We start from the raw sequence: 13158 nt of genomic DNA, 5'->3' as shown, positions 1-13158 counted from the left end.
CACCGTATGGAGGGTTTCACTCTGGTCGAGCTGTCGCTGGTGTTGTTGGCTCTGGGGCTGATATTGCCTGGTGCAGTCATCTTCTGGCAGTTGTCAGAGCGGCATCGCGTGGCGGCCGTGCAAATGGACGCGCAACAGCAGTCGCGCCAGGCACTGCTGGGTTATCTGCATTCTCATTTCAGGTTGCCATGCCCGGCTGCGGATGCTAACGGCGTGGAGTCCTGCACGGATGGTGCCGTGATTCGCCAGGTGGGCTATCTCCCTTGGCGTACGTTGAACCTTCCGCGCCCTGAGGCAGGACGTTTGCGGTACGGCGTATACCGTGAGCCTTCAGGTGCCACGATGGTTGCCGCTCCTTCGGACCGGGACCTTGCGGTGGCTCGCGACCGCATGAACCCGCTGCGTGTACGCACCCCATCTCCCAAACCCCAGAACCACACAGCGGCCCCCAACCCAAACGCGCCTCCCATTCCGGAAGTGCTGTCCAGCTTGAACAGCGTGTTGGGAGTTACCCAGTCTGGCAACGATGCGGCACCACTGAACCCAGCCTGCGATGCTGCCGGTGACCCGGCCTGTCCATTGGGTGTAGTCAATGCGGTCAATCTCATTGACATTTGCCTGGCGCTGAACACCGCCAGCGATGCTTTGGTGGCTCCTGCTGGCCGGTTGGCCACTCAGGTCGGAGCAACCCGGCGCACCGCCGCCTTCGTGATCGCCGCGCCAGGTCTGTTGGATGCCCAAGGCAATGGCCAGGCGTTTGACGGCGCCAATGCCACTGCATCCAACGCTGACCCCACTTTCGCTTCGCCCAGTCAGGCTGTAACCGAACAGTACGATGACATCGTGCTGGCCGCGAGTCACACCGAGCTGTTTGCAGAGCTGCAATGTGGGGCAGCGTTGTCCGCCATTTCACACGCTCATTTCAACGTAGCCACGGGAGCTTTTGTGATGGAGCGTGCCATGTACGACTACCGTGATCAACTCTACATCGCTGTGGTGCTGGCTCGTGCTGATGTTGCCGCGGCGGCGGCAGGAGCGCTTTCTGCAGCTGCTGGGTCGCTAGATGCCGCGAAGGAGATGGTGTCCGCCGTGGCAGATACCACCATGTCTGTGGGCGCTCGTGCGTTTCAGATAGCACTGGCGGCTGTGGGCATCGGATTGGCTGTGGCCAGCGATATTGCGGCTGCGGCCGCTGTGGTGGATGCTGCGCTTTCTCTTGCAGAAGCTGAGGATGTTTTTGATGGCTTCGCGACACGCACGACGGCAATGACCGAATTGTCACGAGACATTAATACCAACGCGTTGCGGGCTGACGCCATTGGCCACTGATGAATTTGATGACCGACGTTTACTGAGTGACGCACCATGACCCCATTTCACATTCACCCTCACGGCGCTGCCTCGCGTCGACAACGTGGTTTTTCGCTTCTCGAGCTGAGCGTCGTTCTGATCGTGATCGGCTTGTTGCTGGGTGCCGTTGCTGTTGGTCGTGATTTGCAGCGTTCTGCCGCCAATCAGCGGCTGTCCACCGACTTCATCCAGGGCTGGCAACTCGCGTATGAAGGCTTCTTCAACGGTGTGGGTTACCCACCCGGTGACAACCCGACCGCGCCCACAGGGCAGGTCAATGGAAACGCTGCCACGCCCGGTACAGAGCTGTGTGGTGCGGACATGATCAATGCATTTCTGGCCGCCGGTATCCGCCTGCCCACGGGCCGTGCCGAGGGCCAGCAGGACCGCTATGTGTATCTGGACAGCAATGGGAACCCGCAGGAAGTGCGGGTGTGTTTTCAAAGCCGTGACTGGGCTGAGCCTGGCGCCACCGGGGGAGTGTTTGTATCTCGCAAGCGCAACATCATGGTGGTCCGTGGTGTGACGTTTTCCTTGGCGGCTGCGTTGGACCAGCAGATCGACGGACGCAGTGATGCGCGTTTTGGGCGCTGGCGCGATATCTCCTTCGCCAATTCCATCGCTGAACTCAATGGCCAAGCCTGGCCCATTGATGACCGGATGGCATTTGGGTCCACCACAGTGACTTCGCTGGATGAATCGCAGGTGGCCATCACCACGGCGCTTTTTCAGATGATGCGCTGATTTCCGTGCGCGAGCCGCGAACGCTTGGCGCGGTGGCGGTAGCGTGAGGCAGGGGTACTTGGCGTGTCGTCGCTTTGAACGATTAAACCCTCGGTCCTCAAGCTTCTGCCAGCTGAAACCGCTGGTCAAAATTCATCTTGCCCAGCAGGCTCAGCGCCGCGTCGCGGGTAGCGTTGTCCACCTTGCTGATGTCCAGGCTGTAGCGCTTGGCGGTGGATACCACATCCACACATTTGTGGCCCCATTGCACCGCCACGAGCAAGGCGGGGCGCTGGCCTGCCTCGGCGCCCACTGATACGCCGCGCTGCTCGGGCCGCAGCATGAATTCGAGGTGGGGGGTGCGCACCAGTGTGAGGCGGTCGGCACCTTGTGGGCCCAGGGCGAACGAAACCACCCAGTCATCTTCGTCTTCCACCATCACAAACGGAACATGCTGGGGTGCGGCCATGGTGTTGGGCGTTGAGGTTGGAGGGCGGGGCGCGTGGGCCGCTGTGGTGCGTAGCCCAGGGTGCGGGCGGGCGCCAGTATGCCGCTGCAAGCGCTGTGCCTGCTGCGGGAGAACCCGAGGTTGGGCCTTTCCAACGCGGTGGGTGGGGTGTCAGCGTGGTGCAAGGCTAGCGAGGTGCGCGCTGGCGGGGGCAATGCGGTTAATTGGTGCCAGGGCCGCGCGCCGTCTGCAGGTGCCAGGGCTCTGATAGAAATGGGCCTAAGCGCCACATCCGCATGCTTTACAAGCTATCGTTTTGCTAGTTCTTTTTGTAATTGCTGTGCTCTACGGAACGGCTGTCGCCAAGCCCGCGGCCAGTTGGCCCACGGTGCGCAGTGCTGGTTCCAGCCGCCCCTGCGCTGGATGCCCGTAGTTGATGCGTACGCAGTGCGCAAACCGCTGGTCGGCCGAGAAGATCTGCCCGGGCGCGAGGCTAATGCCCTGCTGCAGTGCCAGTCGGTGCAGTTCCAGCGCGTTCACTTCAGGCGGCAGCTCCACCCACAAGAAGTACCCACCCTCAGGCCGCGATACGCGGGTGCCGTGTGGGAAGTGCTGCGCTACGGCCGCCAGGGCCAGCGCCTGCTGCTCGGCCAGGCTGCGGCGCAGCTGGCGCAGGTGCCGGTCGTAGCCGCCCTGGGCCAGGTATTCCGACAGCGCCTGCTGTGACGGCGTGGCAGCCGATAGCGTGGTCATGAGCTTGAGCCGCTGCACCGCCTTGGCCTGGCGGCCCGCCGCCACCCAGCCCACCCGGTAGCCGGGCGCCAGGCTTTTGCTGAATGAGCTGCAGTGCATCACCAGCCCCTCGATATCAAACGCCTTGGCTGGGGGCGGGCGCTGGGGGCCAAAGTGCAGCTCGCCATACACGTCGTCCTCGATCAGCGGGACACCGTGGCGCGCCAGCAGGGCGACCAGCTCGCGCTTCTTGTCCTCGGGCATCAGGCTGCCCAGCGGGTTCTGAAAGCTGGGCATGAGCCAGCAGGCCTTGATGGGCTGGTGGGGTGTTTGCCGCTCCAGTGCTTGCGCCAACGCTGCCAGGTCGATGCCATCGCGCGGGTGGGTGGCGATTTCCAGCGCCTGCAGGTTCAGCCGCTCCAGGGCCTGCAACGCGGCGTAGAAGGTGGGCGATTCGACCACCACCACGTCGCCGGGCTGGGTGACGGCCTCCAGGCAGAGGTTGAGCGCCTCCATGGCGCCGTTGGTGATGATGATTTCTTCCACGTCCACCGGCATGCCGTGCACGCCGTAGCGCAGGGCAATCTGCTGGCGCAGGCGTTCGTCGCCGGGCGGCAGGCTTTGCACGATGGTCCACGGGTCGAGCTTGCGCATGCCGCTGCCCAGGCAGCGCGCCAGGCGCTCCAGTGGAAACAGCTCCAGCCCTGGAAAGGCCGAGCCCAGCGGCACCAGGTCGCGGTCGCGCGCCAGGCCCAGCACCTCGAACACCAGGTCGCTGATGGCCACGCCGGTGGAGGTGGCGGCGGGCTGCGAGGGCTGGGGCTCCGCGGGTCGAACCTCGGCCGTACCTGGTAGCCGGGCGCTGACGTAGTAGCCCGAGCGCGGGCGCGCATGGATCAGGCCCTGGGCCTCCAGCAGGTAATACGCCTCGAACACGGTGGACGGGCTGATGCCCCGTGTGCGGCTGGCCTCGCGCACCGAGGGCACGCGGTCGCCGGGACGCAGGGCGCCGCTGTGGATGAGCTGGGCAATGGCGTCGGCGTGGCGTTCGTAGCGCTTCATGGGCAGGGCCGGGTTGATGCAGGGTAAACTGATCTGTATTTTTAACTCGAAACTGAATCTGTACTGTTTTTGGGGGCGGGCGTAGAGTGGCGGACTGTGTGGGCGCACGCCTTGCGTGTTTGGCCGCTGTGGGCCACCCAACCGTTTCTTTCCCGGACAAAAAGATTCCCATGACCGATTGCCTGCGCAGCTTGCTGCGCCCCGTTCTCAGCCTGCCTGCGGCCACTGCCCTGTTGGCGCTGGCCTTGAGCGCTGGCGCTGTGGCCCAGACGGTGCCTGCCAGCGCCAACCCTGCAACCCCGGTGGCCGCTGCATCCACTGTGGCCACAGTGCCCGCGTCTTCCATGTCTTCACGCGTGCTGGCCTGCACCGCCTGCCACGGCAAGGAAGGCCGTGCCACGCCCGACGGCTACTTTCCGCGCATTGCGGGCAAGCCAGCGGGTTATCTGACCAACCAGCTGCTCAACTTTCGGGACGGGCGGCGCAGCTACCCGCAGATGGGCTACCTCATCGAGCACCTGACGGACGATTACCTGCGCGAGATGGCCGAGCACTTTGCCGCGCTCGACTTGCCGTACCCACCGCCGCCCGCACCACAAGCGCCCGCCGCCGCGCTGGAGCAGGGCCGCCAGCTGGTGCAGCAGGGCGACGCGGCGCGCCGCATTCCCGCCTGTGTGGCCTGCCACGGTGCGGCCATGACGGGCGTGGCACCGTCCATCCCCGGCCTGCTGGGCCTGCCGCGTGACTACCTCAACAGCCAGCTGGGCGCCTGGAAGACCGGCCAGCGCCGCGCGCACGTGCCCGACTGCATGGCCGATATTGCCCGCCAGCTCACGCCCGATGACGTGAGCGCAGTCTCGGCCTGGCTGGCAGCCCAGCCCGTGGCGGCGGGTGGCAAGCCAGCCCGCACGCTGCCCGCCGCCATGCCGGCCCGATGCGGCGGTGTGGCTGAGGTTCCCGTCGCTGCTGCAGCGGCACGCTGAGAAGGGATGCACCGATGAAACGCATCCTCTGGACCCTCTCTTCCGTGCTGGCGGCGCTCGGCATTGCCGCCGCCGTGCTGATCACCCTGAACCTGCGTGGCGAAGAGCCGCTGCCCACCGCCGAGACGCTGCAATCCACGCCCGTGCTGGTGCAGCGCGGCGAATATCTGGCCCGCGTCGGCAACTGCATGGCCTGCCACACCACCCAGGGTGGCGCGCCGTTTGCAGGCGGGCGCGGCATTGAGACGCCGTTTGGCGTGGTGCACAGCTCCAACCTCACGCCCGACAGGGTGCAAGGCATTGGCAGCTGGACCTCGGCCGAGTTCTGGCGCGCCATGCACCATGGCCGCAGCAAGGACGGGCGGCTGCTGTACCCGGCCTTCCCGTACCCCAACTACACGCAGGTGACGCGCGAGGATTCGGACGCCATCTTTGCCTATCTGCAAAGCGTGCCTGCTGCACCCGACGCCAACCGCGCCCATGCGCTGCGTTTTCCGTACAACACGCAGGCGGCATTGGCCGTGTGGCGTGCGCTGTTCTTTGCGCCCGGAGCGCCCAGCGCCGAACCCACGCAGACGGCGGAATACAACCGGGGCGCCTATCTAGTCAACGGCCTGGGCCACTGCACCGCCTGCCACACGCCCCGCAATGCACTGGGCGCCACGACGGACGCCAAGGCCTTCACCGGCGGGTTGATCCCGGTGCAGAACTGGTATGCCCCCGCACTCAATGCGGCGCACGAGGCGGGCGTGAAGGAGTGGCGCACCGACGACGTGGTGGCACTGCTCAAGACCGGCGTGGCCCCGCAGGGCTCGGTGCTGGGCCCCATGGCCGAGGTGGTGTTTCGCAGCACGCAGTACCTGAGCGACGCCGATGCGCGCGCCATGGCCGTGTACCTGCAGGGCCTGCCGCAGCAGGATCGCAAGGCGGCTGCCACCGTGGCCGCCCCCCCGGCCAGCGCGATGGCGCGAGGCGGCAAGGTGTACGAGCAGCAATGCGCGCAGTGCCACGGCGACCGGGGGCAGGGCGAGCCGGGCGCGTTTCCGGCACTGGCGGGCAATCGCGCCATCACGCTGGCCGACCCCACCAACCTGGTGCGCGTGGTGCTGCAGGGCGGCTACCTGCCCGCCACCGCAGGCAACCCGCGTCCGCACGGCATGCCGCCGTTTCAGCAGACCTTGTCGGACGAGGAGGTGGCGGCGGTGACCACGTTTGTGCGCAACAGCTGGGGCAACCAGGCGCCAGGTGTGGGTACCATCGAGGTCTATCGCGCGCGCGAGCGCCGCGGCATGTAGCGCCAGGCCCGGGGCCCGCGCCAGCCGCCCCGCAGCGCGGCCCTCCAGGAGCCCTTTTGATGTCCAGTCCCGCCGCACTGCCCGAACCCGCCCCCACGAGCCCAGGTGCCGCCACGCCCAGCGGCTGGTGGGCCGTGTGCCTGTGTGCAGCGTGGTGCGGCACCTGCGGCATTTATCGCCCCTTGTTCGACGAATTGGCCCGTGCACACCCGGACGTGCGGTTTGAATGGGTGGACATCGAAGACGAATCCGATCTGGTCGGGGACCTGGATGTGGAAACCTTTCCCACCCTGCTGATTGCCGACGGCGAGCGGGCCCTGTTCCTGGGCCCGTTGTTGCCGCAGGCGCCAGTGCTCACGCGGTTGTTGACCAGCCTGCAGGCGGCAGCGCCCGGCAGTGCCGGGGCGGGGGGCGAGGCCCAGAGCGTTTTCGAGCGGGTGCGCGCAGCACGCCGCGCCTAGCGGGCGGGCTTGCGGGCTGGCAGCGGTGGCTACCGTACCATCGCCCACATCTTGAATGCTCTTTTTTTGATAGCTGACGGCGCATGATCCACTAGCGCTACAGCCACTTTTTGCTCTAAATCTGTGTCCACACCCCCTCCACCCTGGTTCCCGCTCAACTCGCTGCAGGCCCAGTGCGACAAGGGCACCTGGGAGCGGGGCATGGAGCTGTACCGCCAGGCAGATGTGGTGCGCGTGGGGCTCCAGCAACAGGCCGAGGGCCGCTGGGCCTTGGCGGGTGAAGTGCAGGGCAGCTCGCCCGACCCGTACGAAGTGTCTGTGCAACTGGTGCTTGCGCCCAATGGCCAGGTCAAGCAATGGTCGGGCGATTGCAGTTGCCCCGTGGGGGCAGATTGCAAGCACGCCGTGGCCCTGACCCTGGAGGCCGCGCACCGCGACCCGGCGCAGGGCCCGTCGTCCACGCGGGCTGCCGATGCGCTCAAGACCATGCAGGAGCGCAAAGAGGCCCTGGCGCGCGCCGAGGCCGAGGCGCGGCTGGTGCACTGGCTGCAGGAGTGGGACCGCGCTCTGGGCGGTGCTGTGCCGCAGGAGCCGGTCGCACGGCCGGGGCGGCCCGAGTGTTATCTCTATCTTGTCTCTACCGTAGGGCGGGCGCGCACCAGCGTGCCGCAGTTGCAGCTGGAGGCCGTGGTGTCGTACCCCAAGCTCACCGGGGGGTGGGCCAAGCCGCAACAGATCCGCACCCAGCCCGCGCCCGGCCAGGCGGTGTACGACCGCGCCAGCGATGTCGACCGCCAGGTGCTGCAGCTGCTGCGTGCCATGCCCCGCAGCGTGGGGTACTACTCGGCCTACAGCGTCGCGCCCATTGGGGTGCTGGAGGGTGCGGTGGGCTTGCTGGCGCTGGAGCAGGCTGCGGCCACAGGCCGCCTGTTTGTGGATGCGGGTGGGTCCACCGTGGGTGAGCCTTTGCGATGGGGCGATCCGCTGCCCATCGCGTGGGCATGGCAGGCGTCCACGCCGGCGCAAGGCGGCGAGGCCGTCTGGGGCCTGCGGGCCAGTCTGCCAGGCGACACCGCCGTCCTGTGCGACAACCATCCGCCCTTGTACCTGGACGCCGTCCAGGGCGTCTGCGGTCCGGTGCACGCCGAGGGCCTGAGCCCGGCCCAGGTGGCCATGCTGCTCAAGGCCCCCGCGCTCAGTGCTGCGGCGCTGCAAAAACACCATGCCGAGGTGGTGCGCCGCATTGGCGGGGTGTTGCCGTTGCCGCCGGCGCTGGGACCGCTCACGCAGGTGCGGGGGGTGAAGCCCGTGGCGCGCCTGCATCTGGCTCCGTCATCTCCGAACCAGGTGGCTGAAATGGGGCTTATCACCGCGCACTTGCGTTTTGACTACCAGGGCTATGTGGGCTGGTGGGCAGGGCAGGAGCTGGCGGTGCTGGTGCCCGGTGCCGACGGCGGCCAGGTGCTGCTGCAGCGCGATGCGGTGGCTGAACGCCATGCCATCGAGCGTCTGCAGGGTCTGGGCCTCCTGGCCACCGACGACGGCCTGTTCGGCATCCCTGGCGAGTGTGCGCAGGATGACTGGATGCATTGGGCAGACAACGGCTTTGCAGGGCTGCGCGACGCGGGTTTTGATGTGACGCTGGACGCGGCGCTGCATGGCTGGGTGCAACACGCCGACCGACTGGATGTGGCGCTGCAGCCTGAGGAGGATGACGCGACCACATCGCCCTGGTTTGCGCTGTCGCTGGGCATGGAGATCAATGGTGTGCGCCACAACATCCTGCCCTGGCTGCCCGATCTGATTGCCGCTGCGGCGGCCCAGCCGCTGGACCCAGCGACGGGTTTGCCCCAGCTGCCGGGACATGTCTACATGCCCTCGTTGACCGGTGCCGGGTTTGTGCGCCTGCCGACAGATACCCTGCGGCCCTGGATGGCAGCGCTGCTCGATCTCGCGGGCGACCGCGCGCGTGACTTCAACGCCGACCGCCTGAAGCTCTCGCGCCTGGACGCCCTGCGCACCGGTGCTGCGCTGGGCGAGGGCGCGGTGTGGCAGGGCGCCGGTGCCTTGCGCGACATGCTGGCCCAGCTGCGGGGCGCCAGTGCCTTGCCCGAGGTGCCGCTGCCCGCCAGCGTGCGTGCCACGCTGCGGCCCTACCAGCAGCAAGGCCTAAACTGGCTGCAGTTTTTGCGGGCCCACGGCCTGGCCGGTGTGCTGGCCGACGACATGGGCCTGGGCAAGACCCTGCAGACCCTGGCGCACATCCAGGTCGAAAAGGACGCTGGGCGGCTGACGTGCCCTGCGCTGGTCATTGCGCCCGTGAGCCTGATGGGCAACTGGCAGCGCGAGGCCGCTCGCTTTTGCCCGGGTCTGCGGTGCCTGGTGCTGCATGGCGCGGATCGCCATGAAGCGGCCGATGAAGTCACCGAGCACGACCTGGTCATCGCGCCGTATTCGCTGCTGCAACGCGACCGAGACCGCTGGCTGGCGCACCAGTGGCACCTGGTGGTGCTGGACGAGGCCCAGAACATCAAGAACGCCAGCAGCCAGGCCGCACAGGTGGTCAGCGAACTGCAGGCGCGCCACCGGCTGTGCTTGTCGGGTACGCCCATGGAAAACCACCTGGGCGAGGTCTGGAGCCTGTTCCACTTCTTGATGCCGGGCTTTCTGGGCAGCCAAACGCGCTTCAAGGAGGTGTTTCGTACGCCCATCGAAAAGCAGGGCGACGGTGCGCGCATGGCCCAGTTGCGCGCCCGCATCACCCCCTTCATGCTGCGGCGGACCAAGGCGCTGGTGGCAGGGGAGCTGCCGCCCAAGGTCGAATCGGTCATGCCTGTGGAGCTGACCGGCGCGCAGGCGGACCTGTACGAAACCATCCGCCTGGGCATGGAGAAAACCGTGCGCGAAGCGCTGCAGTCCAAGGGGCTGGCGCCATCGCAGATCACCATCCTGGATGCGCTGCTCAAGCTGCGGCAGGTGTGCTGCCACCCGCAGCTGGTGCCGTTGGACGCAGCCAAGGCCGTGGAGACCTCGGCCAAGCTGGACCATTTGATGACGCTGCTGCCCGAAATGTTGGCCGAGGGGCGGCGCATTTTGCTGTTCTCGCAGTTCACCAGCATGCTCAGGCTGATCGAGACCGAGCTGAAAAAGCGCGACCTGCCCTGGGTCAAGCTCACGGGGCAGAGCCAAAGGCGCGACGCGATCATCGAGCAGTTCACCAGCGGGCAGGTGCCTTTGTTTCTCATCAGCCTCAAGGCGGGCGGGGTGGGGCTGAACCTGCCGCAGGCCGACACGGTGATCCATTTCGACCCTTGGTGGAACCCGGCGGTGGAAAACCAGGCCACCGACCGTGCGCACCGCATGGGTCAGACGCAAAGCGTGTGGGTGATCAGGCTGGTGGCGCAGGGGACGATCGAGGAGCGCATCCTGGCCCTGCAGGAGCGCAAGGCGCAGCTGGCGGGCAGCCTGTACAGCGGAGCTGCTGCCCGCAAGGAGCCGCTCTTCACCGAAAGCGATCTGGCAGAACTGCTGCAGCCGCTATCACTGTCATAGCTGCTGGTGCAGCTTGGACAAGCGTGTCGTGCCATTGAGGCGGGGCACCGCCCGGAAGGCCGCATGGACACTGGCTTGGGCGTCCTGCCTGAGCGTGTTGACAACAGTTTTCCCTGCCGCCGCCTTTGCAAATCAACACTTTGCGCGCTACAATACGAATCTCACGACCAAACGGGCGGGTACCAACCGCCCGTTTTTTTTGGTCGAACGCTTTTGGAGCTCGAAGCTGTCGGGGAAGAGTCTCCGGGGGTTATCGGGTTTTTTGTTTTGGATTTGCGCAAACGAGGGGCACAAACAGTGCTCCCAGTGGGCGGGCTGGTGGCCTGGCCCTGATGGGCGCAAGTTGTGTGGTTTATCCGGGATTGAACTGAACACGTGGCATTGCAGCAAGTCGTTGAACAAATTGTGACGGGACTGGGATATGACCTGGTGGAGATCGAGCGCTCTGCCGGCGGCCTGTTGCGCGTCACCATCGACTTGCCTTGGGTGCAGCCGGCCGCTGATGCGCCCCAGCCTGTGATCGAGCAGTTCGTGACGGTCGAGGATTGCGAGAAGGTCACCCGCCAGCTGCAGTTTGCGCTGGAGGTCGATGGCGTCGAGTACAAGCGCCTCGAAGTGTCATCCCCTGGTATCGACCGGCCCTTGCGCCACGAGCAAGACTTCGTGCGCTTTGAAGGCTCTGTCATCGACATCACCCTGAAGGCGCCCATCGGCGCCGCAGCAGCGGGAGGCCAGGTCAACGCCACCCGCAAGAAATTTCGCGGCACGCTGGAGCGGGCCGAGGCCGGAGGCTGGCAGATCGTCTGGAGCGACGAGCCGCCGGTCAAGCCAGGACAAAGAGTCAGCAAGAAACGCGTGCCCGCCCCGTTGCAGGCGATGGGCTTCACCTTGGACGAATGCCGGGATGTGCGCCTTGCGCCCATCGTGGACTTCAAGGGACGCGCAGGCAAGGCCGGGGCTGCACCTGCCTGATTTGCTGCTGAAAATTGTGGGGTGGGTGGCTGCAGTGCGTTGCCTTGCCCTCGGGTGATTGAAAACAGGAGAGTCGTCGCATGAATCGCGAATTGTTGATGTTGGTTGAGGCCATTTCGCGCGAAAAGAACGTGGAGCGTGATGTGGTCTTGGGCGCCGTGGAGTCGGCCCTGGCCCAGGCTACCAAGAAGCTGTACCAGGGCGAGGTGGACATTCGCGTGTCTGTGGATCGCGACAGCGGCAACTACGAGACTTTCCGTCGCTGGCTGGTGGTGCCCGACGATGCGGGCCTGCAAAACCCCGAAGCCGAAGAGCTGCTGATGGATGCGAAGGATCGCATCCCAGACATCGAAGTCGGCGAGTACATCGAAGAGGGTGTCGAGTCGGTGCCCATCGGTCGCATCGGCGCCATGGCTGCCAAGCAGGTCATCCTGCAGAAGATCCGCGACGCTGAGCGCGAAATGTTGCTCAACGACTTCATGTCGCGCGGCGAGAAGATCTTCACCGGCACCGTCAAGCGCATGGACAAGGGCGACATCATTGTCGAGTCCGGCCGCGTGGAAGGCCGTCTGCGCCGCAGCGAAATGATCCCCAAGGAAAACCTGCGCAGCGGCGACCGCGTGCGGGCCATGATCATGGAAGTGGACCTGACACTGCGCGGCGCTCCCATCATCCTGTCGCGTTCGGCGCCTGAGTTCATGATCGAACTCTTCCGCCAGGAAGTGCCCGAGATCGAGCAAGGCCTGCTGGAGATCAAATCCTGCGCCCGTGACCCCGGCTCGCGTGCCAAGATCGCCGTGCTGTCCCATGACAAGCGCGTGGACCCCATCGGCACCTGCGTCGGCGTGCGTGGCACCCGTGTGAACGCGGTGACCAACGAGCTTGCTGGCGAGCGCGTGGACATCGTGCTGTGGTCCGAAGACCCCGCACAGTTCGTGATTGGCGCACTGGCTCCGGCCAACGTGTCCTCCATCGTGGTCGATGAGGAAAAGCACGCCATGGATGTGGTCGTGGACGAGGAAAACCTCGCCATCGCCATCGGCCGTGGTGGTCAGAACGTGCGCCTGGCGTCCGACCTGACCGGCTGGAAGATCAACATCATGGACGCCGCCGAAAGCGCGCAAAAGCAGGCCAACGAGACCGATACGGCCCGCAAGCTGTTCATGGAAAAGCTCGATGTGGACGAGGAAATCGCCGACATCCTGATCTCCGAAGGCTTCAACAGCCTCGAAGAAGTGGCCTACGTTCCCCTGCAGGAAATGCTGGAGATCGAAAGCTTCGATGAAGACACCGTCAACGAACTGCGGGCCCGTGCCAAGGACGCGCTGCTCACCATGGAAATTGCCCGTGAGGAAAGCGTGGAAGAGGTCTCCCAGGACCTGCGCGACCTCGAAGGCCTCACCCCTGAGCTGATTGCCAAATTGGCCGAAGGCGGTGTGCACACACGTGACGACCTGGCCGATCTGGCCATTGATGAACTGACCGACCTGACCGGACAGTCTGAAGAGGAAGCCAAAGCCTTGATCATGAAGGCGCGCGAACACTGGTTCGCGGGGCAAGAGTAAAGGTCAGGGAGGCAC

At 65.7% G+C, this 13158-nt stretch carries 10 protein-coding genes; 8 read left to right on the top strand and 2 right to left on the bottom strand.

The annotated features are described in order from the left end of the window. Positions 1 to 6: 6 nt before the first annotated feature. On the top strand, positions 7 to 1329 hold the full coding sequence (locus ASC83_RS14675; RefSeq protein WP_233250243.1) for a prepilin-type cleavage/methylation domain-containing protein: 1323 nt from the start codon (positions 7 to 9) through the stop codon (positions 1327 to 1329). A gap of 36 nt (positions 1330 to 1365) precedes the next feature. After that, complete coding sequence (locus tag ASC83_RS14670) at positions 1366 to 2094, top strand: prepilin-type N-terminal cleavage/methylation domain-containing protein (protein ID WP_056063908.1); 729 nt, start codon at positions 1366 to 1368, stop codon at positions 2092 to 2094. Between the two features lie 97 nt (positions 2095 to 2191). Here the strand turns inward: ASC83_RS14670 and ASC83_RS14665 are convergent, their stop codons facing one another. Together ASC83_RS14665 and ASC83_RS14660 are read right to left on the bottom strand one after the other, a co-directional pair. Then, on the bottom strand, positions 2192 to 2542 hold the full coding sequence (locus tag ASC83_RS14665) for a hypothetical protein (RefSeq protein ID WP_056063905.1): 351 nt from the start codon (positions 2540 to 2542) through the stop codon (positions 2192 to 2194). A gap of 324 nt (positions 2543 to 2866) precedes the next feature. Next, entirely contained in the window at positions 2867 to 4315 is a 1449-nt protein-coding gene (locus ASC83_RS14660) for a PLP-dependent aminotransferase family protein (RefSeq protein ID WP_056063902.1), read from the bottom strand. Positions 4316 to 4485: 170 nt separating this feature from the next. Between ASC83_RS14660 and ASC83_RS14655 the strand changes: the two genes are divergently transcribed. The 6 genes from ASC83_RS14655 to nusA all read left to right on the top strand — a co-directional run bounded on the left by ASC83_RS14655 (position 4486) and on the right by nusA (position 13143). Then, positions 4486 to 5298 carry a c-type cytochrome gene (locus ASC83_RS14655; RefSeq protein ID WP_056063899.1) on the top strand — a complete coding sequence of 271 codons (813 nt, stop codon included), beginning with the start codon at positions 4486 to 4488 and terminating at the stop codon, positions 5296 to 5298. 14 nt (positions 5299 to 5312) lie between these two features. Beyond that, on the top strand, positions 5313 to 6593 hold the full coding sequence (locus ASC83_RS14650) for a cytochrome c (protein WP_056063898.1): 1281 nt from the start codon (positions 5313 to 5315) through the stop codon (positions 6591 to 6593). Positions 6594 to 6652: 59 nt separating this feature from the next. Beyond that, positions 6653 to 7054, top strand: coding sequence for a thioredoxin family protein (locus ASC83_RS14645; protein WP_056063895.1), 402 nt, complete (start codon positions 6653 to 6655; stop codon positions 7052 to 7054). Between the two features lie 123 nt (positions 7055 to 7177). Continuing rightward, positions 7178 to 10606 carry an SNF2-related protein gene (locus ASC83_RS14640; RefSeq protein WP_369816977.1) on the top strand — a complete coding sequence of 1143 codons (3429 nt, stop codon included), beginning with the start codon at positions 7178 to 7180 and terminating at the stop codon, positions 10604 to 10606. A 375-nt stretch (positions 10607 to 10981) separates the two neighbouring features. Continuing rightward, a complete protein-coding gene (gene rimP / locus ASC83_RS14635) occupies positions 10982 to 11578 on the top strand; it encodes a ribosome maturation factor RimP (protein WP_056063893.1) in 597 nt (198 codons plus the stop codon). A gap of 80 nt (positions 11579 to 11658) precedes the next feature. Beyond that, the gene (gene nusA, locus ASC83_RS14630) at positions 11659 to 13143 is read left to right on the top strand and encodes a transcription termination factor NusA (RefSeq protein WP_056063891.1); all 1485 of its coding nucleotides are present in this window, start codon (positions 11659 to 11661) and stop codon (positions 13141 to 13143) included. Positions 13144 to 13158: the final 15 nt, after the last annotated feature.

It is taken from the genome of Acidovorax sp. Root402 (assembly GCF_001425125.1).
Taxonomy (GTDB): domain Bacteria; phylum Pseudomonadota; class Gammaproteobacteria; order Burkholderiales; family Burkholderiaceae_C; genus Acidovorax; species Acidovorax delafieldii.
Note: the sequence above shows the minus strand (reverse complement) of the source record. Positions and strands in the feature narration are given on the sequence as shown.